At 69.2% G+C, this 19,465-nt stretch carries 18 protein-coding genes; 5 read left to right on the forward strand and 13 right to left on the reverse strand.

All coding sequences use genetic code 11. The features are described from left to right. The first annotated feature begins 18 nt into the window (after nucleotides 1-18). Genes ACQPYM_RS03280 through ACQPYM_RS03290 form a run of 3 tightly spaced genes read left to right on the forward strand, consistent with a single transcriptional unit; the run spans nucleotide 19 to nucleotide 2,536 of the window. Nucleotides 19-840: a methyltransferase domain-containing protein gene (locus ACQPYM_RS03280; protein ID WP_433014532.1), complete on the forward strand. Its 822-nt coding sequence runs from the start codon at nucleotides 19-21 to the stop codon at nucleotides 838-840. Next, nucleotides 840-1,031: a hypothetical protein gene (locus ACQPYM_RS03285; protein WP_433014535.1), complete on the forward strand. Its 192-nt coding sequence runs from the start codon at nucleotides 840-842 to the stop codon at nucleotides 1,029-1,031. The genes ACQPYM_RS03280 and ACQPYM_RS03285 overlap by 1 nt, the downstream gene beginning before the upstream one ends. Nucleotides 1,032-1,054: 23 nt before the next feature. Continuing rightward, entirely contained in the window at nucleotides 1,055-2,536 is a 1,482-nt protein-coding gene (locus ACQPYM_RS03290; RefSeq protein ID WP_433014538.1) for a CHAD domain-containing protein, read from the forward strand. A 61-nt stretch (nucleotides 2,537-2,597) separates the two neighbouring features. Here the strand turns inward: ACQPYM_RS03290 and ACQPYM_RS03295 are convergent, their stop codons facing one another. From ACQPYM_RS03295 to ACQPYM_RS03355, 13 genes are all read right to left on the reverse strand, one after another. Next, nucleotides 2,598-4,220 (reverse strand): solute symporter family protein, encoded by a 1,623-nt coding sequence (locus ACQPYM_RS03295; protein ID WP_433014541.1) that lies wholly within the window; start codon nucleotides 4,218-4,220, stop codon nucleotides 2,598-2,600. Between the two features lie 20 nt (nucleotides 4,221-4,240). Continuing rightward, nucleotides 4,241-4,585 carry a DUF485 domain-containing protein gene (locus tag ACQPYM_RS03300; RefSeq protein ID WP_433014544.1) on the reverse strand — a complete coding sequence of 115 codons (345 nt, stop codon included), beginning with the start codon at nucleotides 4,583-4,585 and terminating at the stop codon, nucleotides 4,241-4,243. A 183-nt stretch (nucleotides 4,586-4,768) separates the two neighbouring features. Next, a complete protein-coding gene (locus ACQPYM_RS03305; RefSeq protein ID WP_433014547.1) occupies nucleotides 4,769-6,304 on the reverse strand; it encodes a cation acetate symporter in 1,536 nt (511 codons plus the stop codon). A 12-nt stretch (nucleotides 6,305-6,316) separates the two neighbouring features. Beyond that, the gene (locus ACQPYM_RS03310) at nucleotides 6,317-6,700 is read right to left on the reverse strand and encodes a hypothetical protein (RefSeq protein ID WP_433014550.1); all 384 of its coding nucleotides are present in this window, start codon (nucleotides 6,698-6,700) and stop codon (nucleotides 6,317-6,319) included. Between the two features lies 1 nt (nucleotide 6,701). Continuing rightward, entirely contained in the window at nucleotides 6,702-7,448 is a 747-nt protein-coding gene (locus ACQPYM_RS03315) for a LytR/AlgR family response regulator transcription factor (protein WP_433014553.1), read from the reverse strand. A gap of 9 nt (nucleotides 7,449-7,457) precedes the next feature. Further along, nucleotides 7,458-8,588, reverse strand: coding sequence for a histidine kinase (locus ACQPYM_RS03320; RefSeq protein WP_433014556.1), 1,131 nt, complete (start codon nucleotides 8,586-8,588; stop codon nucleotides 7,458-7,460). 18 nt (nucleotides 8,589-8,606) lie between these two features. Continuing rightward, complete coding sequence (locus ACQPYM_RS03325) at nucleotides 8,607-9,341, reverse strand: metallophosphoesterase family protein (protein WP_433014559.1); 735 nt, start codon at nucleotides 9,339-9,341, stop codon at nucleotides 8,607-8,609. A gap of 57 nt (nucleotides 9,342-9,398) precedes the next feature. Beyond that, nucleotides 9,399-10,598 carry a hypothetical protein gene (locus ACQPYM_RS03330; protein WP_433014562.1) on the reverse strand — a complete coding sequence of 400 codons (1,200 nt, stop codon included), beginning with the start codon at nucleotides 10,596-10,598 and terminating at the stop codon, nucleotides 9,399-9,401. Further along, nucleotides 10,595-11,782, reverse strand: coding sequence for a hypothetical protein (locus tag ACQPYM_RS03335; protein WP_433014565.1), 1,188 nt, complete (start codon nucleotides 11,780-11,782; stop codon nucleotides 10,595-10,597). Before ACQPYM_RS03335 ends, ACQPYM_RS03330 begins: the two co-directional genes overlap by 4 nt. 17 nt (nucleotides 11,783-11,799) lie before the next feature. Then, nucleotides 11,800-12,930 (reverse strand): hypothetical protein, encoded by a 1,131-nt coding sequence (locus ACQPYM_RS03340; protein WP_433014568.1) that lies wholly within the window; start codon nucleotides 12,928-12,930, stop codon nucleotides 11,800-11,802. Continuing rightward, a complete protein-coding gene (locus tag ACQPYM_RS03345; RefSeq protein WP_433014571.1) occupies nucleotides 12,930-14,003 on the reverse strand; it encodes a hypothetical protein in 1,074 nt (357 codons plus the stop codon). The genes ACQPYM_RS03340 and ACQPYM_RS03345 overlap by 1 nt, the downstream gene beginning before the upstream one ends. Next, entirely contained in the window at nucleotides 14,000-15,241 is a 1,242-nt protein-coding gene (locus ACQPYM_RS03350; protein ID WP_433014574.1) for a hypothetical protein, read from the reverse strand. The genes ACQPYM_RS03345 and ACQPYM_RS03350 overlap by 4 nt, the downstream gene beginning before the upstream one ends. Nucleotides 15,242-15,312: 71 nt before the next feature. Continuing rightward, nucleotides 15,313-16,419 (reverse strand): hypothetical protein, encoded by a 1,107-nt coding sequence (locus ACQPYM_RS03355; RefSeq protein ID WP_433014577.1) that lies wholly within the window; start codon nucleotides 16,417-16,419, stop codon nucleotides 15,313-15,315. A gap of 77 nt (nucleotides 16,420-16,496) precedes the next feature. Between ACQPYM_RS03355 and ACQPYM_RS03360 the strand changes: the two genes are divergently transcribed. Then, nucleotides 16,497-17,963 carry a protein kinase domain-containing protein gene (locus ACQPYM_RS03360; protein ID WP_433014580.1) on the forward strand — a complete coding sequence of 489 codons (1,467 nt, stop codon included), beginning with the start codon at nucleotides 16,497-16,499 and terminating at the stop codon, nucleotides 17,961-17,963. A gap of 124 nt (nucleotides 17,964-18,087) precedes the next feature. Continuing rightward, complete coding sequence (locus tag ACQPYM_RS03365) at nucleotides 18,088-19,413, forward strand: dipeptidase (protein ID WP_433014583.1); 1,326 nt, start codon at nucleotides 18,088-18,090, stop codon at nucleotides 19,411-19,413. The last annotated feature ends 52 nt before the right edge of the window (nucleotides 19,414-19,465 follow it).

Raw genomic sequence — 19,465 nt, forward strand, 5'->3', positions numbered from 1 at the left:
TGACGCGAACTTAGAGCTATGGGAACCGACTACGTCCACGGCTACACCACCCACGAGACCCGCAGGCTGACCGACCAGGCGGAGACGCTCGCCGGTCTCCTGCACGCCGGTACGACGTACCCGCCCGGCGCACGGGTGCTCGAAGTCGGCTGCGGAGTCGGCGCTCAAACCGTGCAGCTCGTCACCGCCAACCCAGGAATCCGGCTCGTCTCCGTCGACCTGTCCGAGGACTCCCTGGCCCAGGCGAAGGCCCGGGTCGCTGCAGCCGCGCCGTACGCCGAGGTCGAGTGGCACCACGGCGACCTGCGCGACCTTCCGTTCGAGGACGGCTCGTTCGACCACCTCTTCGTCTGCTTCGTGCTCGAACACCTCGCCGATCCGGAGGGAGTACTGCGGCAACTGCGCCGCCTCGTGCGCCCCGGTGGCGACATCACGGTGATCGAGGGCGACCACGACTCGGCGTTCCACCACCCGCGCAGTACGGCCGCGCAGTCCTTGATCGACTGCCTGACCGACCTCCAGGCCGAGGCTGGAGGCGACGCCCTGATTGGACGCCGAGTGCAACCACTGCTCCAGGCCGCCGGCTACCACGACGTACGAACGCGACCGTGCACCGTGTACGCCGACGAGACCCTGCCGCACCTGGTCGACGGATTCATCCGGAAGACCTTCATCGCGATGGTCGAGTCCGTTCGGGAGCGCGCGCTGGCCGCCGGGTTGCGGACCCCCGACGAGTGGCGCCGTGGCATCCGGGACCTCGAACGCGCGGCTGAGCCGGGAGGCACCTTTCACTACACGTTTTTCAAGGCCGTCGCGCTGATTCCGGAAGGAGCGGGGTGATGGGTTTGCTGGTGCTCGGGCTGATCGTGGTGCTGCTCGTCGTGGGGCTGGAAGGGAATCGGCGGCGGCAGCCATACCCGCGGGAGACGCGGGCAGGGCTGACCGGCGTACCGGACCGTGACCTGGAGCGGGTGCGGGCGGAGTTGCTCGCCGCCGTGAATCTTGAGGTTGAACCGGTTATGCGGGATTGATCTCGGCTGGTAAACAAGGGGGTATGCCGCCGACTGAGCAACTCGAGATCGAGACCAAGTACGACGTCGACGAGCACGCGATCTTCCCCGCGTTGCACGAGCTGCCGGGGGTCGACCGCGTTGCGCAACCTGTCGAGCTGAGTCTCGAGGCCGTGTACTTCGACACTGCCGCGCTCGACCTGGCCGCGGCCAAGGTGACGCTGCGCCGCCGGACCGGCGGTGAGGACGACGGCTGGCATGTGAAGCTGCCGGTGTCGTCGGGTGAGCGGCTGGAGATCCAGCACCCGCTCGGCCGGTCCGTGAGCAAGGTGCCGCTGCAGGTCGTGCGGTCGGTCCGGGTGCATGCCCGGGACAACCAACTCGTCCCGGTGGTGACGCTGAAAACCCGGCGAATCGTGCACCGCCTGCTGGACGCCGACGGCGAGGTACTGGCCGAGGTCAGCGACGACCACGTGACCTCGACGGTCGACGGCGCGGAGGAGTCCTGGCGGGAGTGGGAGATCGAGCTCGTCAACGGCTCGCTGGACCTGCTCGAAGCCGCCGAGCCCGTACTGCGGGCCGCGGGCGCCAAGCCGGCCACTGGGCCGAGCAAGCTGGCGCGGGCGCTCGGCGACCGCGTCCCGGCGCGCGAGAAGTGGGAGCTGCCCAAGAAGCCGAGCACGGCCGACCTGTTCCGCGCCTATGCCCTTGAGCAGGTGCAGGCGATTCACCAGCGCGACCCCGAGGTCCGTCGCGACGTGCACGACGCTGTGCACAAGATGCGGGTGGCGACCCGGCGGCTGCGGTCGGCGCTGGCGACGTACCGGCCGGTCGTCGATCGGGAGGCCGGCGACCAGCTCCGTGCCGAGCTGAAGTGGCTCGCGGGCGAGCTGGGTGGCGCGCGCGACGCGGAGGTGCAGCGCGAGCACTTCAAGACGGCGGTCGAGGCGCAACCCGTCGAGCTGGTGATGGGCAAGGTCGCCGATTTCATCGACACGCATCTGCGCGCGGTCTACAAGTCCGGCCGGGTGCAGGCGCTGGCAGCGCTGGAGAGCGAGCGGTACTTCCGGCTGCTGGATGCACTGGACGAGCTGATCGCCAACCCGCCGCTGGCCGGCGAGACGCGCAAGGCCGCCAAGCAGATGCCCGAGCTGCTGGATCACGACTGGAAGCGGATGAGCAAGGCCGTCCGGCGGATGGAAGCCGCCGAGGACGCCGCCACCCAGGATCACGAGCTGCACGAGGTCCGCAAGGCCTCGAAACGACTCCGGTACGCCGCTGAGTCGGCCGTTGCCGTTCTTGGTGACGAGGCGACCGGGCTGGTGTCGCGGGCCAAGGAGGTCCAGGAGGTGCTGGGCGACCACCAGGACAGCGTGGTGGCGCGTGACCTGCTCCGCGAGCTCGCCGTACAGGTGTATCTCGACGGCGGTAACGCCTTCACCTTCGGGCGGCTGCACGCTGCGGAGGAGCAGCGGGGTGAGGCTTCCCGGATCGCGTTCCTGGAGTTGTGGCCGACCCTGAAGTGATTGGTGCTGTCAGGCAGGCCCGCGGGACATCAGCAGGGCCTGCCTGACAGGTTTGGGTGGGTTAGTGCTGGACCGCCTTCTCGGCGCCGGCGCCGGTCAGCGAGCGAACCTCCATCTCGGCGAACCGGTCGATGTTGGTGCCTTCCTTGCTGGTCAGCGTGCCGATGATGCCGAGCACGAAGGCCAGCGGGATCGAGACGATGCCCGGGTTGTCCAGCGGGAACCAGCTGAAGTCGATGCTGGTGTCGGTGATCATCGACAGGCTGGCACCGGTCTTCGCGTCGACCTTGCCGGAGACGACCGGCGAGAACGCGATCAGGATGATCGCCGAGCCGAGGCCGCCGTAGATGCTCCAGAGTGCGCCGCGGGTGTTGAAGCGCCGCCAGAACAGCGAGTACAGGATGGTCGGCAGGTTCGCGCTGGCCGCCACCGCGAAGGCGAGGGCCACCAGGAACGCGATGTTCTGGCCGTTGGCGAAGATGCCGCCGACGATCGCGACCGCGCCGATCACCAGCACGGTGATCCGGGCGACCCGGACCTCGCCGTCACCGGAGACCTGGCCCTTCTTGATCACCTGACCGTAGATGTCGTGCGCGAAGGACGCGCTCGCCGTGATGGTCAGACCGGCCACGACCGCCAGGATGGTGGCGAAGGCGACCGCCGAGATCACGCCCAGCAGGATCTCCCCGCCGAGTTCGTAGGCCAGCAATGGAGCTGCCGAGTTCGCCTTGCCCGGAGCTGCCCGGATGGCGTCCGGACCGACCAGGGCCGCGGCGCCGTAGCCGAGTACCAGGGTGAACAGGTAGAAGATGCCGATGATCCAGATGGCCCAGCTGACGCTGCGGCGGGCTTCGCGGGAGTTCGGGACCGTGTAGAAGCGCATCAACACGTGCGGCAGGCCCGCCGTACCGAGTACCAGGGCCAGGCCGAGTGAGATGAAGTCGAGCTTGCTGATCCCCGTTGCGCCGTACTGAAGCCCCGGGTTGAGCAGCTTCTCACCGGCCGCCGGGCTGCGGTCGACAGCGGCGCCCAGCAGGGCCGACAGGTTGAAGGTGTACTTGGCCAGCACCCAGATCGTCATGATGCCGGCGCCGATCACCAGCAGCACCGCCTTGACGATCTGCACCCAGGTGGTGCCCTTCATGCCACCGACCAGCACGTAGGTGATCATGATGATGCCGACGACCGCGATGACCAGGCTCTGCCCGGCGCGGTTGTCGATGCCCAGCAGCAGCGCGACCAGACCGCCCGCGCCGGCCATCTGGGCCAGCAGGTAGAAGAAGCAGACACCCAGCGTTGAGATGGCCGCGGCCATCCGGACCGGACGCTGCTTGAGGCGGAACGACAGCACGTCGGCCATCGTGAAGCGGCCGGTGTTCCGGAGCAGCTCGGCCACCAGTAGCAGGGCCACCAGCCAGGCCACCAGGAACCCGATGGAGTACAGGAAGCCGTCGTAGCCGTTCAGGGCGATCGCGCCGGCGATGCCGAGGAACGATGCGGCGGACAGGTAGTCACCGGCGATCGCGACGCCGTTCTGCGGGCCGGTGAACGAGCGGCCGCCGGCGTAGAAGTCGGCCGCGGACTTGTTGTTGCGGGAGGCCCGGATGACGATCGCCAGGGTGGCCACCACGAACAGCGCGAAGATCGCGATGTTGACCTTGGGGTCCCCGACAGTGGTTGCCATCGGCAACATCATTGGCGCGCTCACTTGGTCTCTCCCTCGATCTGGTCACGCAGGTGCTTGGCGTCCGGGTCGAACTTCTGGTCGGCCCAGCGGACGTAGAGCAGCGTGATCGCGAAGGTGGAGACGAACTGCCCGAGTCCCATGACCAGGGCGACGTTGATGTTGCCGCCGATCCGCTGGGACATGAAGCCGGGGGCGTAGTCGGCGAGCAGGACGTAGAGGAAGTACCAGGCCAGGAACAGCCCGGTCATCGGGAACACGAAGCGCCGGAACCGGCGACGCAGTTCGGAGAAGTCCGGTGACAGCTGGACGTCTCGGTACGTCGTCAGTTCTGGATCGCCGGCCGCGCGGCTGGTATCGCTCATCGCGGGACCTCCAGACGTAGTCAGGCCGGGCGGATGACCGGCACGCAGGGTTGCAGCTCGTACTGTGGTCCAGCTCACTGCCGACCAACAGCACGCAGCCACACCGAGCGCTCAGCGGCCCCCAGCTTTCGACCGGCGGCGAACCCACCTGCGGCGAGCGGTCGGAACCGTACGACGAACGGTTCAGGCCGGTGGCAGGCCGCGGTCCACGTCGACGGCCTCGGGGGTGTGCAGGCGGACCATGCTGCGGGCGGTGCCGCGGGGAATCTTGTGCGGGGTGAGCTTGGAGACGACGATCACGGTGAGGAAGGCCAGCGGCATCGTCCAGGCGGCGGGCTGGCCGATCAGGGCCTTCGGCCAGCCGGCTGAGGGCGGGCCGATGACGTTGACCAGTACTGCGGTGATCGCGGCGACTCCGCCGACGACCAGGCCGGCCGCGGCGCCGACGGTGGACATCTTGCGCCACCAGATCCCCAGCACCAGCAAGGGGCAGAACGTCGACGCGGCCACGGCGAATGCCAGGCCGACGGTGTCGGCGAGGCTCAGGGCGCCGGTGAGGTTGAAGGCGAGATAGGGGACCAATACCGCAAGCAGCGCAGCGATGCGGAAGCTGTTGACTGCCAGGTAGTCGCCACCGGTCAAGCGATGCAGCCGGTGGCGCAGCAGGTCTTGGTCGATCACGCCCGCGATGGCGACGGTCAGCCCGGAGGAGGTCGACAGGAATGCTGCGAAGGCTCCGGCGGCGACGAGAGCACCCAGCAGATCTCCTGCTGTGCCAGGGAAAATCCGGCCGGGCAGTTCGAGTACGACGGTGTCGGCGCTCCCGCTGATGAGGTCAGGCGCGAAGCTCCGGCCGAGGATGGCGTACAGGGGTGGGAAGAGATAGAACGCACCGAGCAGGGCCAGCACGACGACCGTCGTACGGCGGGCTGCTCGGCCGTCCGGGTTCGTGTAGAAGCGGACCAGGACGTGCGGCAGGCCCATCGTTCCGAAACAAAGGGCCAAGAGCAACGAATACGTCGCGTACAGCGGGTGATCGCGCCCGCCCGCCTGGGACAACGGTTCGGCCCACTGAGCACCCGCGCCGTGCAAGGACTCCAGTACTCCGACCGGGTGATCCGCGGAGCGCCAGGCGAGCAGGATGACGAAGATCGGTGTGGCCAGCGCGGTGAGCTTCAGCCAGTACTGGAAGGCCTGGACGAAGGTGATCGAGCGCATCCCGCCGGCGGCGACGTTGATCACCACGATCACCGCGACCAAGGCCGCGCCGACCGCCGTTGGCGCGCCGGTCACCGTCTGCAGGGCCAGGCCGGCTCCGCTCAACTGGGGAAGCAGGTAGAGCGTGCCGATCCCGAAGACGAGGAAGGAGCAGATCCGCCGTACGACGGGTGATTCGAACCGGGTCTCGGCGAAGTCGGGCAAGGTGTAGGCGCCGGAGCGACGCAGCGGGGCGGCGATCAGGACCAGCAGCATCAGGTAGCCGACGGTGTAGCCGACCGAGAACCACAGCATGTCGGCGCCGTTCACCAGCACCAGGCCGGCGACGCCGAGGAAAGATGCCGCCGACAAGTATTCGCCGCTGATCGCGGAGGCGTTCCAGCGTGGCGTGACGGCCCGGCTGGCGACGTAGAAGTCGCTCGTCGTCCGGGAGATCCGCAGCCCGAAGAGCCCGATCCCGATGGTTGCCACGATCACCAGACCGATCGCGGTCAGACTCATTGCCGGGGACATCTACTTCCGCCCGACGAACTCGGTGAACTCGGTCTCGATCCGCTCGGCCTGGCGGACATAGATGCGGGCGGCAACATAAACCACGGGGTAGACGGCGACGCCGAGCAGCACCCAGGGCAGCGGTACGCCGAAGATCGCGAAGGTGCGGGTGGCGGGGACGAGGAGGAAGAGCAACGGCAGCCCGCCGAGCGCGACGGTTGCCCCGGCGATGACGGCGAGAGCGAGCCGGAGCTGCGACTGGATCAGCGAGTTCATGTAGACCTCGCCGACCCGGGTCTGCTCGTCGATCTCCCGGGTCCCGGTGTGAGCAGTCGTCCGCCGCGCCGCACTCGTCCGCGGGCTGGTAACCCGAACCCGCCGCGGCACCGGCTCCGGCGTGGTCATCTCAGCCTCGCAGGGAGGTGGAGCGGACCAGTAGGTCGCGGAGTTCTCGGGTGTGGCGGCGGCTTACTGGGAGCCAGTCGTCGCCTACTCGGACTGAGCAGCGGCCGCTGTCTACGCGCATTTCGTCGACGTGGGCCAGGGCGACCAGGGTGCTGCGGTGGATTCGGGTGAAGCCTGCGTCGCGCCAGCGTTCCTCGAGGGTGCTGAGGGGGATGCGGACCAGGTGGGAGTTCTGGCCGGTGTGCAGGCGGGCGTAGTCGCCCTGGGCTTCGACGTACCGGACGGTGGAGCGTTGGACGAAGCGGGTGACGCCGGCGAGTTCGACGGGGATGGTCTCGTCCTCGGAGTCCTCCTGCGGCGCCACGGCGAGCGGCGTACCGGAGTTGACGACTCGGCGGACTGCTTCGGAGAGGCGTTCGGCGCGGACCGGTTTCATCACGTAGTCGGTCGCGCGCAGTTCGAAGGCATCGACCGCGTGCTCGTCGTAGGCGGTGACGAAGACCACCTGCGGCGGTTTCTTGAAGTTGGCCAGCACCCGCGCCAGATCGATCCCGTCCAGGCCCGGCATCTTGATGTCGCAGAACACCACATCCAGGTCCGCGCCCTGCAGGATCCTCAGCGCGTCGGCGCCGTTCGACGCGGTCTTGATCGGGCCGATCCGCGGGTCCCGGGACAGCAGATAGACCAGCTCGGCGAGCGCGGGCTCCTCGTCGTCGGCGACGAGCGCACGCAAAGGAGAGTCAGCCATGGCCACACACTAAGCGGAGGCGTGCACCCCTGAGGAGTATTTGGGCACTCGGAAGCTGACCTTTGTGCCCGCCTCGGGTGCGGTCTCCACCACCAGGCCGTAGGCGTCGCCGTAGACCTGGCGCAGGCGGGCGTCGACGTTGCCGAGGCCGACCGAGTCGTTGCTCGACTCACCCGCCAGCGCGGCCCGGATCACCTCGGGGTCGCTGCCGGCGCCGTCGTCCTCGACGCTGATCTCGGCCTCCAGCCCGCGGTCCTGGGCACGGATGGTGATCCGGCCGATACCGGACGTGCCCTCCAGGCCGTGCCGGACCGCGTTCTCCACCAGCGGCTGGACCACCAGGAACGGGATCGCCACCGACAGCACCTCGGGCGCGATCAGCAGCGAGACCTTGAGCCGCTCGCCGAACCGGGCCTGCTCCAGGACCAGGTACCGCTCGACGTTGCGCAGCTCGTCGGACAGCGTGGTGAACTCCCCGCCGCGGCGCAGCGCGTACCGGGAGAAGTCGGCGAACTCGAGCAGCAGCTCCCGCGCGCGCTCCGGGTCGGTCCGGACGAACGAGGCGATCGCGGCCAGGGCGTTGTAGATGAAGTGCGGGCTGATCTGCGCCCTGAGCGCCCGCAGCTCGGCCTCCATGGCCCGGGTGCGCTCCTTGTTGAGCTCGGCGAGCTCCACCTGACCAGAGACCCAGCGGGCCACCTCTTCGGTCGCCCGGACGAGTGCTGCCGAGGAGCGAGGGCTGTACGCGACCAGCACGGCAACTACCCGGTCCTCGGTGACGATGGGTGCGATCACCGCAGTACGGACCGGGCACTGCGGATCACCGCACGCCACGTCATGAGCACCCAGTACTGCGGTCCGCCCACTCCGCAGGGTGGAGGCCGCGATGGCCTTGGCGTCCCGACGGTGGTTGCTCTCGTAGGGACCGCCTACCCCGTCCCAGGCCAGTACGCCGGACGAGTCGCAGATGGCGATGGCCGCAGTACCGAGCAGATCGCGCAGATGCTTGCTCGCCTTGCCGGCGGCCGCAGGGGTCAACCCCTCGCGCAGACTCGGCGTGGCCAGGGAAGCGGTGTGCAGGGTCGCGTACGTCGCCTTGTCGGCCGAGGTACCGAAGTGCTTCCGTCGCCGCGCGAACATGCCCCCGACGGTAGCTGCTCAGACCTCCGAGCGCGGCCTGAACGCCTCCAACGCCTCGGTGTCGGAGTAGTTGGTGCGCACGTACTCGTCCAGCCAGGGCTCGATCCCCGGGTACGACGAGTGCCTGGCGAGCTGGTCGGCAGCGGTGGAGGGCAGCGCAGTACGACGAAGCTGGACGCCGGACGAAGTCAGTAGCGCCCAGCTGGCCCCGGGTGCGCCGTACGGCATGCCGACACTGCCTGTGTTGACCACCAGCCGCCGGTCGACCTGCCGGGCGAACGGCATGTGCGTGTGCCCGCAGACGACCGTCCTGATCTCCTCCGGTACGCCGCTGAGCACGTCCGCCCACCGGGAGATCGGGCTGTCGACCAGCACCATCTCCTCGTCATCGCGGGGCGTCGCATGGCAGAACAAGGTGTCCCCGATGGTGACCGTGGTCGGCAGGCCGGCCAGCAGCTCGACCTGGTCGGCCCTGAGCTGTGCTGCCGCCCAGGGGCTGACCTCATCCGGCGGCTCGCCCTGGTAGGAGCCACGGGCCATCTCCACCAGCTCGCGGTCCGCGTTACCCCGCACCCACACCGCCCGCTCGCCCAGCCGCACCAGCAAGTCCAACGTCTCCACCGGCTGAGGCCCACTGGCGATATCCCCAGCCAGCACGATCACATCGGCCGCTGCAACATCCGGCTCCGCCAACACAACCTCCAGCGCAGGCAGCACACCATGAACATCCGCCAGCACCACCACTCGCTCCATAGGAGCAGTCTGCCGCCGCCGGTCGCGCAGAGCCCGCTGGTTAGCTGCTGGCAGACATCAACGGCGGAGGACGAGGTCGCCGATCCTGGCTGCCGTGGCGAGTTCGCACGCGCCGGTGATGAAGTTGCAGCGAACGATCGCGCGCCTGGCGTTCTCGTCCTGGCGACTATCGAAGACGGCGACCATCAGGAAGTGCTGGTCGTCCTCGGCGGTGATGTCGAGGAAGCACCCCTTCCACTCCCGGAGCAGCCGGCCGCTCCCGGCCGCGAGCGCGGCTTGCTCGACCGAGCAGAACCCGTCCCCGTATGCCGGTCCACCGATCGCGGTGGCGCCGTCCGGCGTGAAGCCGACGACCTGGTTCTCGCAGGTGCGCCAAAGCTGCTTTCCGGTCGCGATCTCGAGGATGGTGCTGCAGCTGCCCGCGTCGTTGATCAGGTGCGCCGAGGCGGCGATCCGGCCGTCGTGGGAAACGGCTGTCGGCGAGACCACCTTCTCGACATCGGCCTTCGCGGCACCCGGCGTCCAGGCGTAGAGCTTCCAGGCATCCGGGCCGTCGCCCGACCGGAAGTAGACCTTCCCGGCCGCGTAGGCCAGCACTCGGATTCTGTAGCCGTTCGGCACCTTGAGGCTCTTGACCGACCCGCCGGTCTCCGAATAGACGATGCCGCCCCTGGTCTCGTTGCCCAGCGCGTCACTGTTGACCGCCGCGTACGCCGCCGCGGACTGGTCGACCGTGGTCACCAGCGACGACACCCCGGCGGTCCGCCGCGGGCTGCCGTCACTGAGCTTGAGCAGTTCCGACTTCCCCGCTTTGCTGATGACGACCAGCACCGAGTTGTCGAGCCGGCCGACCTCGTAGATCGGGTCGGTGCCGGGGACCTTTCGCACCGGGCCCGATCCGCCGCGCACCTCGCGGCCGAACACGTACGGCAGTTGGGGTTCGCGCCCCTTGGGCAGCTTGGCGGCATTCAGCGTGATGGTGGTCGGCCCGGTGATCGGAGGTGGCGTGCTGCTGGGGGCTTTGCTGGGGACGCTCGACGGGGTGGGTCTGCTGGACGGGGTGGCAGCAGGGGTGGGGGTCGGGGTCTTTGGTGGTGTCGGAGTCGGGGTTGCCGGTGGGGTCTGGACGGGTAGGGGTGCTGCGGCGGTGTCGCCCTGCTGGGGGTTCTGCTGGTACGCGAGTACGCCGCCGATCGCGACGGCTGCCACCGCCACCGAGGCGACCAACGCGACCAGCCGGCCGTTCTGCTGCTTCATATCGTCATCCTCGAGTCGAGTCGCAGCTCAGCGTCACCGGGTGGTACGGCGTACTCGCAGGCGCCGGTGGAGACCGCGCACCGGATGAACGCGGCACCGGTGGCGCCCGCGGTGCTGATCAGGACGTGCTGGTTGTCTTCGGCAACCACATTCTCGAAGAAGCCCGTCCAGGCATGGAGCAGCTTGCCGGTCTTGGTGTCCTGAGCGGTGATGCGGATCATCGCGGTGCCGCCGGCGTACCCGCGACCGATCGTGACGCCGGAGTCCGGAGTGAAGTCCAGCAGATCGGCCTTGCAGGTCTCCCACAGTTTCTTGCCGGTGGCAACTACGCGGACGGCGTGGCAGACGCTGCTGGGGCCGTTGCGGTGGGAGGTGGCATACCGTCCGTCCCTGGACAGCACAGCGGTCGCGGTGATGGCCTTGACCAGTTTCGGCGTCGTGGTCGCCGGGCTCCACTCGTAGAGCCGCTCGACGTCCGCGTGCTCGTCGGTCGACTTGTAGTAGACCTTGCCGTCCAGCACCGCGACCACGCGGAGGGCGAAGGTGTCACCGGGCAGGGCGAGGGTCTTCGCGGTACCGCCCGCCGAGAGGTAGTGGACGGAGCCGCCTCTGGTGACGACGCCGTCCGGGTTGACGACGGTCGTCGAGTACGCAGCCGCGGTGCCCGTCTCGTCGGCCGCGAGGGTGGAGACGTGCGGGATGCGCCTGGTCGGTTGGCCCGTGCCGGTGACGAGCAACTCGTCGCCGCCGCCGTCGGTCCTGACCATCGCGACGACGCCGTTGCCCAGCCGGGCGAATTCCACGATCCGCTGGCTGCCCGGGATCTTGACCGTCGGTCCGCCGCCCCGGACCTCGCGACCGGCCAGGTGGGTCACGTCGGTGCCCGGGCCGGTGGCGAGGCCGGCGAGGTCCACCTCGATCTCTACCGGATGAGCGGTGACCGGCGGGGTGCTCGGCGAAGTGAGTGTCGGGGTGCTCGACGGGGTGGCCGACGGCGTGAGGACCGGCGTCCTGGACGGTGTCTTGACCGAAGCTTTCGGTGTGGGCTGGCCCGGCAGTGGGGCCGCCGAGGAGCCTCCACCATCATTCGGTGCCTGCCGGTAGGCGAGCACTCCGCCGGTCACGACGGCCGCGACCGCGACCGACGAGACCAGAGCGACCAATCGCCCGTTCTTTCGTTCCATGGCTGGCTCCTGATGCCTTACTGCCCGATCGAGACCTGAGTGAGGGCCAGTGGAGTGGCCAGCTCGCATCGGCCCGTGGTGACGTCGCAGCGGATGATCGCGCCCTTGGTGCCTTCGCCGTCGTCGGCACGGATGAGCAGGTGCTGATCGTCCTCGGCGGCCGTCTGCAGGAACGCGAGTCCGTTCCACTCGTACAACAGCTTGCCGGTCCGCGCGTCCAGCGCCGAGGTCGCGGCCGCGCCGTACCCGTCGCCGTACGTCGGTCCGCCGATGACCGTCCGGCCGTCAGGGGTGAATCCCTCGAGGCCGTTCTCGCAGGTCCGCCAGAGCTTCTTGCCGGTGGCGACCTCGACGACGGCCGAGCAACTGGAGGTGTCGGCGGCGACGTCGAGTGAGGCGGCGATCGTGGCGTCGCTCGACAGGGCGGTCGGCGACGGGACGGTCTTGACCAGGGCGGCCGTGGGATTGCCCGGTGTCCAGCTGTACAGCTCCCAGGCCTTGCCGGTCTGGATCTTCGCTGAGCGGAAGTACACCGTGCCGGAGCGGTAGGCGATCACCTCGACCCCGAAACCACCGACGGCGACCTTCTGCACGGTGCCGTCGGCCTGCTCGGCGTAGACGGTCCCGCCGCCCAGGTCCTCGCCCGTCTCGGCGATCCGCGGTGCCGCGTACGCCGCTGAGGTGGCGTCGGCGGTCACTGCCAGGCTGCTGACGTCTGGCGTGCGCCTGCTCTCGCCGGTGGGGTCCAACCGCAGCAGGTCCGCGCCCTTGTTCGTGCCGAGGACGGCCAGCACCGAGTTGCCCATCCGGGCTACGTAGTGGATCGGCTCCGCACCAGGAATCTTCACGGGATCACCGGCTCCACCGCGGACCTCGCGGCCGACCAGGTAGGGCACCTGCGGAGGACGGCCCTTGCCGAGCTTGCTCAGCTTCAGCGTGATCTTCCCGTTCGGCAGCGCGGGTGGTGCCGAAGTAGACACGTTGGCAGGGCTCGCCAGGGGAGTGGTGGCCGGTGGTGCCAGCGGTGCGGCCGCACTGCCACCCTCCGAGCGAGGGCTCCGCTGAGCAGCCAGTACGCCGCCCGCCGCCACCGCGAGGACAGCGACCGTGACGATGACGACCGCCGGAAGGGTGTTCAGCTTCCGCATCAGCGCGCTCCCAACAGACGAAGACCAGATTGCGCGGCCGCCACTTCGCAGGTACCGCCGCCGATCGTGCACCGGATGATCGCATCCCGCGACCCGGCTCCGTCGTCGACAGCGAGCAGCAGGTGGTCGTCGTCCTCCGCAATCCCGGCCAGGAACCGTACGCCGGTCCAGCGGCGTTTCAGCTCACCCGTAAGAGCGTCAACGGCGGCCGCGACCCAGGCCGAGCGGTCCTCGGAATCAGGGATCGACCGACCGAAGACCGTCGTGCCATCGAAGGTGAAGCCACCGACCGCGTAGCCGCAGGTCTGCCAGAGCTCCTGCCCCGACGCCAGCTCCAGCAGGTTCGAGCAGGCGCGGCGGGGAGCGATCGCCATCAGTTTGCCTTGGTGGTTGGTGATGATCGAGCCCATCACGCTCTTGAGAGGCGTGACCTGGCCAGTGGCCGAGTCCCAGGAGTGCAGTGTCGCCTTGGAAACGGCGGGGCCGGGCGAAGCAGCGAAGTACACGGTGCTGCCCTGCACGGTCAGGACTGTCGACCGCCAGTCCTGGGGGCGCCGCAGCTGCCGACGCTCGTCGATGCCGAGCCCTTGCCAGTAGACAGTGCTGCCCTTCACCACGCGGCCCCCCGTACTGCGGACTGTCGCGTAGGCGACCGCATCCTGGGTCGCTGAACCGACAACGCTGCGGACGTCGGGGATGCGTTCGGCGACGGCCCCGTCGATGCTGTCGATCCGGGTCAGCTCAGTGCCGGTTGACCCGGTCTGCAGGAGGATGAAGGCCGAACCGCCGTACCGGACGGCCTGCAGGATCTTCTGCTTGCCCGGTACGACGATGTCGCCACCGGCGCCACCCTTGATCACCCGGCCGGCGAGATAGGGCAGCTGCGGAGTACGGCCGACCGGGAGCCCGGCGAGCTTGATCGGCGTCTCGGCCGGATCACCGCGCAGCGGCACCGCGCTGGCGGCTGGAATCGTGGTGGGGTGCTGCCTGATCGCGACAACCCCGCCACCGAGCACGGCCAGGACGACCACCGCGACCGTGGAGATGGCAGGCAAGCCGGCACGGAGCTTCACGGCCGCCAGCCACCGAGGTCGAGCCGGCTGTCGGTCGGACCGACAGCCGCCTCGCAGGCACCGGTCGAGATGGTGCAGCGGACGATCGACCTCTTGACCAGGCTGACCGCGTTGTCGAAGACCATGAGCAGGTGCTCGTCGTCCTCGGCGAGGACAGCGAGGAACTGTCCCGTCCACTCCCGGATCACCTTGCCGGTGGCCGTGTCGTGTGCGGTGATCCTGGTGGCCGTGCCGTCATCGCCGGCGCCGCCGCGGCCGAAGGTGACCGAGTGGTCAGGAGTGAAATTCAGCTGCGTGCTCTCGCAGGTCTGCCAGAGCCGCTTCCCGGTCGCTAGCACAGTCACCGTGGAGCAGGTTCGAGTCGCCTCGCCGGGAGCGGAGTCGGAGATGGAGGCGGCCACCGTGCCGTCCTCCGAGACCATCGTCGCCGAGGCGACGGACTTCACCTGCGTCGCGGCCCGCCCGGGCAGCCACTCGAACAGCTTCCAGGGGGCACTGCGGGAGTCCTTCCAGTGGAAGTAGACCTTGCCCTGGTCGGTCACCCTGAGAACCTCGAGCTCGTACGCCGCAGCGGGCACCTCGAGCTTCTGCACCGACCTCGAGCCCGCGGAGTAGACGACACCGCCGCGCCACTCGGCGCCCCTCGCCGCGTAGGCAGCCGCGGCGCCGTTCCGCGAACCGACCAGGGAGGTGACGCCGGGGGTGTACGTCGCCTTGCCGTCCTCGATGGTGAGGAGCCGGTCTCCGGCCGAGGCTTGACTGCTGAGGGTTGCCAAGACGGCGTTGCCTCTGCGGACGACCGTGTGGATCACATCGGTGCTCGGGATCTTGTCGGTCCAGCCGCTACCGCCCCGGACCTCACGGTCGACCAGGTACGGCACCTGCGGGGCCCGGCCCTTGCTGAGCTTCGCGGGTACCACGGCGACCTTGACCGGCCCGGTCGCGATGGGCGGAGCCGTCATCGTCGGCGCGAGTGTTTGCTTCGCCGGCGGCGCCTGCTTGGGTGGCGCGGTGGAGGTGGCCGTGGGCGTGGGCGTAGTACGCGGCGAGCTTGGCGTCGGTGTGCTGCCTAGCGGAGACGACGGGGTCAGCGGTGACGATGGGGTCAGCGGAGACAGGGGTGCCGCTGCTGAGCCGTCGGCGACGGGGCGCTGTTGGTAGGCCACCGCGCCGCCGATCGCTACCGCTGTCGCCGCGACGGACGCGACCATGGCGGCGAGGCGGGTGTTTGTCCGCATCGCCGTCACCCCCGGATGGTCGTTGGTCGTCCCCGTCCGAGGTGGGACGCCGGGGCGGGTGGTTTTGTTGGTCACGATCCGATGACGAGCGGGCCGGCGGCAAGGGGCGTCGCCAGTTCGCAGGCTCCGGTGCTCACCGTGCAGCGGACCAGGGCGGACCGGGAGGTGGGTTCGTTCTTGTCGTGCCACTGCAGCAGCAGGTGGTCGTCGTCCTCGGCGGTGGAGTCGCGCAGAGAGGGCCCGGTCCACTCGCGGAGCCGGTTGCCCGTCGACAGGTCGAGCGCGACCGTCAGCGGTTCGCCGTACAGGGGGAAGTCGGGTGGGACAGCGGCGGCGAACACCTTGCCGGGGCTGAAGCGGGTCACCTTGTACTGGCAGGTCCGCCAGCGCTGGGTCCCGGCCGGTAGTGGGGTGACCGCCGTGCACATCCCACTGTCGTTGAACACCGGCAACCCGGCCGCCAGGGTGCCGTCGCGGGACACAATGGTCGGTGAGACGACCTTGCTGAGCAGCGTGGGCTTCGGGCTCCCCACCTTCCACTGGTAGAGGTGCCAAGGCTCACTGGTCGCGCCGGAGCGGAAGTAGACGGTCCGGTCGACCACAGCGAGCACTTCCAGCTCGTACGCGTTCGGCCAGGCCAGCTTCGCGGCCGGCTCGGTCATGGAGCGCTGGTAGTAGACCGCGCCACCGGCACCCGACCGGCCGGACGGCGTGAACCGGCCGCCGGAGGCGTAGGCGATCGCCTGGCCGTCGGCGCTGGTGACGAGCGAGTCCACCGCGGCGAGCTGGCGGATTTGCTTGCCTGAGGCATCTAGTACGACGAGGGAGCTGGTCTGGTTGCTGCCCATCTGGATCGTCAGGACGGTCTCGCGGAGCCGGCCGACCGCGATGATCTCCGCTGTGCCGGGCACCTTGACGGGTGGGCCCGTGCCGCCCAGCACGGTGCGGGCGCGCAGATAGGTGACGCGTGGACCGGCACCGGGTTTGAGCGCTGTGGGATCGATCTTGACCGTCGAGGCCGGGACTCTCTTCGGCGCGGACGAAGTACTGGCGGCTCCCAGCGGTGCGGCGGTGCCGGCATCGGCTTGCGGACCGCGGGTGGCCGCGAGGAAGCCGCCGACGGCCACCGCTGCCGCCGCCACGGACGCGACGAAGATCACCAGCCGCTTGTCTCGCACCGTGCATCGGCCCCGTTTCGGTCTCGAACCCGCGCTCCGGCGACCCGGTCGCAGGAAGGATCGAGCATAATGCGGGGATGGACCAGCCACCGCGGATCGGCCGGTACTCCCTGGTCCGCCGGGTGGGTGCCGGTGGCTTCGCAACCGTCTGGCTGGCCAGGGACGAACAGCTCGACGCCGAAGTCGCCGTCAAGATCCTGTCCGACAACTGGATCGACGAGGACGACGTCCGGCGCCGGTTCCTGGCCGAGGGCCGCTTCCTGCGCCGGGTCGACTCACCGCACGTGGTCGGCGTGCACGACGTCGGCGAGACCGAGGACGGCCGCCCGTACCTCGTCCTCACCTATGCGGACGGCGGATCGCTCGCGGACCGGATCAAGGCCGGGCCGCTGGAGATCGCCGACGCCGTCGAGATCATCACGCAGGTCGGCAGCGGGCTGAAGCAGCTGCACGCACGCGGCGTCCTGCACCGGGACGTGAAGCCGGCCAACGTGCTGTTCCGGACCGACGAGTCGGGCGATCGCGCGATGCTCGGCGATCTCGGCCTGGGCAAGTCGCTGGAAACCGTGTCCCAGTTGACGATGCCGGGCGGTACGCCGGCCTACGTCGCGCCCGAGCAGGTGATGGGCGACCGGCTCGACCACCGCGCGGACCTCTACTCGCTCGGCGCGGTCGCCTACGCGGCCTTCACCGGACAGGCACCGCACGGACTGATCAGCCTCGGCGCGGTGATGCGGATCGAGTCGCCGCCACCCTCGATGAGCACCTTGCGCGACGACGTCCCGGACGCGATCGACGCCGTCGTACGGCGGGCCCTCGAGCCGGATCGGGACAAGCGCTGGCCGGATCTCGACAGCTTCCTCGACGCGTTGCGCGAGGCTCACACCACCGGCAAGATCCCGGCCGGCCTGGTTCCTGCCGACCAGTTGCCGGTGCCGGCCGGTCCTGGTGGCCTCGACCAGGAGACCGCGCCGTCGGCCGCCAACGCACCGACAGTCGCGCCGCCGACAGTGCCGGCAACAGTGGTGGCAGCACCAGCACCGAAGCGCTCTGCGCGAGCGTGGGTGATCACCGTCGTCCTGGCGGTGCTCCTGTCCGCAGGCGGCGGCTACGGCGGCTACCAGTTGGTGATGAGCCGCCCGGTGACCGTCGAAGAGAAGAACCTGTCGGTGAAGGTCCCGCGCGACTGGGACCAGAAGTCGACTACTGCGGACGGGGCGGGCCTGCTGGTCACGGCGGACACCAGCAGCTGGTTGACCGACAGCCGAGTGCCAGGTGTCTACCTGCAAAAGCAGACCGACGCGGCCACCCTGCCGGCGACCGGCCGGACCCCGGCGGGTTGTACGCCGGTGGGCCAGGGGGAGCGGAACGGCGACACGGTCACGTTCTACTACACCTGCGAGGAGCCGAACTCGAAGGTGAAGAGCACTGTGGGCGAGCGCTACGAGCTGGTCCTGCCGGGGACGGTACTGCGCACGCAGGCTCGCAGTACCGACAACCAGCAGGTCAACGAGGTGCTCGACTCGGCGACCTTCATCAAGTAGCCGCTACGGCACCAGTTGTACCAAGTGCCCGCGCCCTGCGGGGTGTGCGTGCTGAGGTTGGGGCGGAAACCTTCGGGGTCTTCTGCGGAGAAGGTTAGTCGTTGACCCGCAGTACGGTAGGCGCATGACCGATCTAGCCGCGGCGATCGACCGCGTTCTGCCCTCTGTCCGTGCCGACCTCGAGGACCTCATCCGGATTCCCTCGGTCAGTGCGGACCCGGCCCGTGCGGCCGACGTCCAGCGGTCCGCCGAGGCGACCGCCGCGCTGTTCGCGGCCGAAGGGTTCGCGATCCAGATCGTCCGGGCCGGCGACGGCGCGCCCGCGGTGATCGCGAAGAAGCCGGCCCCGGAGGGCAAGCCGACCGTGCTGCTCTACGCCCACCACGACGTGCAGCCGACCGGTGCCGTCGAGGAGTGGACCTCGGAGCCGTTCGTCCCGACCGAGCGCGACGGCCGGCTGTACGCCCGGGGTGCCGCCGACGACAAGGCCGGGATCGCCGCCCACCTCGCCGCCGTACGGGCCTTCGGCAACGACCTGCCGGTGGGCGTGACGGTGTTCGTCGAGGGCGAGGAGGAGATCGGTTCGCCGACCCTGCTGCAGTTGCTCGACCAGTACTCCGAGGAGCTGACCTCCGACGCGATCGTGATCGCGGACTCGGGCAACTGGGCGATCGGCCAGCCCGCGCTGACCGTTTCGCTGCGTGGCCTGGTCGACTGCTACGTCGAGGTCCGGACGCTGAAGCACGCTGTGCACTCGGGGCTGTTCGGTGGCGCAGTACCGGATGCGCTGACCGCGCTCTGCCGGTTGCTCGCGACCCTGCACAACGACAACGGTGACGTCGCGGTCGACGGGCTGCACGCGACACGCGCGGCCGACCTGGAATATCCGGAAGACCGGTTCCGGTCCGAGTCGAGCGTCCTGGACTCGGTCCGGCTGATCGGGTCGGGCACGCTGGTCGACCGGCTGTGGACCCGGCCGGCGATCGCCGTACTGGCCATCGACGCACCGCGGGTCGCCGACGCGAGCAACACCCTCGTACCGGTCGCCCGGGCCAAGGTCAGCCTGCGCGTTGCCCCCGGCGACGACGCCGTCAAGGCGATGGAGGCCCTGCGCAACCACCTCGAGCAGAACGCGCCCTGGGGTGCCGAAGTCACCGTGACAGAGGGGGATATCGGCCAGCCGTGCTCGATCAACGCGCGCGGCAAGGCCTACGACGCGGCCCGTTCGGCGTTCAGCGCGGCCTGGGGTGTGGAGCCCGTGGACACCGGGATGGGCGGCTCGATCCCGTTCATCGCGGAGTTCCAGCAGGCCTTCCCGAATGCCGCCGTTCTGGTCACCGGAGTGGAGGACCCGGACACCCGGGCGCACGGCATCGACGAGGGTCTGCACCTGGAGGAGTTCGCCAAGGTCTGTCTGGCCGAGGCACTGCTTCTTCAGAACTTGGCCTGATCGACCCCACCGGGCTTTCCGGGCACCGTGTGTTTGGCATAGGTTTCGGCGA

Source organism: Kribbella sp. CA-294648 (assembly GCF_050943845.1).
In the GTDB taxonomy this organism is placed as follows: domain Bacteria; phylum Actinomycetota; class Actinomycetes; order Propionibacteriales; family Kribbellaceae; genus Kribbella.

Coding starts and splice junctions, on each gene's coding strand:
- ACQPYM_RS03280 (WP_433014532.1), top strand. CDS start 19: ATGGGAACCGACTACGTCCACGGCTACACCACCCACGAGACCCGCAGG.
- ACQPYM_RS03285 (WP_433014535.1), top strand. CDS start 840: ATGGGTTTGCTGGTGCTCGGGCTGATCGTGGTGCTGCTCGTCGTGGGG.
- ACQPYM_RS03290 (WP_433014538.1), top strand. CDS start 1,055: ATGCCGCCGACTGAGCAACTCGAGATCGAGACCAAGTACGACGTCGAC.
- ACQPYM_RS03295 (WP_433014541.1), bottom strand. CDS start 4,220: ATGGCAACCACTGTCGGGGACCCCAAGGTCAACATCGCGATCTTCGCG.
- ACQPYM_RS03300 (WP_433014544.1), bottom strand. CDS start 4,585: ATGAGCGATACCAGCCGCGCGGCCGGCGATCCAGAACTGACGACGTAC.
- ACQPYM_RS03305 (WP_433014547.1), bottom strand. CDS start 6,304: ATGAGTCTGACCGCGATCGGTCTGGTGATCGTGGCAACCATCGGGATC.
- ACQPYM_RS03310 (WP_433014550.1), bottom strand. CDS start 6,700: ATGACCACGCCGGAGCCGGTGCCGCGGCGGGTTCGGGTTACCAGCCCG.
- ACQPYM_RS03315 (WP_433014553.1), bottom strand. CDS start 7,448: ATGGCTGACTCTCCTTTGCGTGCGCTCGTCGCCGACGACGAGGAGCCC.
- ACQPYM_RS03320 (WP_433014556.1), bottom strand. CDS start 8,588: ATGTTCGCGCGGCGACGGAAGCACTTCGGTACCTCGGCCGACAAGGCG.
- ACQPYM_RS03325 (WP_433014559.1), bottom strand. CDS start 9,341: ATGGAGCGAGTGGTGGTGCTGGCGGATGTTCATGGTGTGCTGCCTGCG.
- ACQPYM_RS03330 (WP_433014562.1), bottom strand. CDS start 10,598: ATGAAGCAGCAGAACGGCCGGCTGGTCGCGTTGGTCGCCTCGGTGGCG.
- ACQPYM_RS03335 (WP_433014565.1), bottom strand. CDS start 11,782: ATGGAACGAAAGAACGGGCGATTGGTCGCTCTGGTCTCGTCGGTCGCG.
- ACQPYM_RS03340 (WP_433014568.1), bottom strand. CDS start 12,930: ATGCGGAAGCTGAACACCCTTCCGGCGGTCGTCATCGTCACGGTCGCT.
- ACQPYM_RS03350 (WP_433014574.1), bottom strand. CDS start 15,241: ATGCGGACAAACACCCGCCTCGCCGCCATGGTCGCGTCCGTCGCGGCG.
- ACQPYM_RS03360 (WP_433014580.1), top strand. CDS start 16,497: ATGGACCAGCCACCGCGGATCGGCCGGTACTCCCTGGTCCGCCGGGTG.
- ACQPYM_RS03365 (WP_433014583.1), top strand. CDS start 18,088: ATGACCGATCTAGCCGCGGCGATCGACCGCGTTCTGCCCTCTGTCCGT.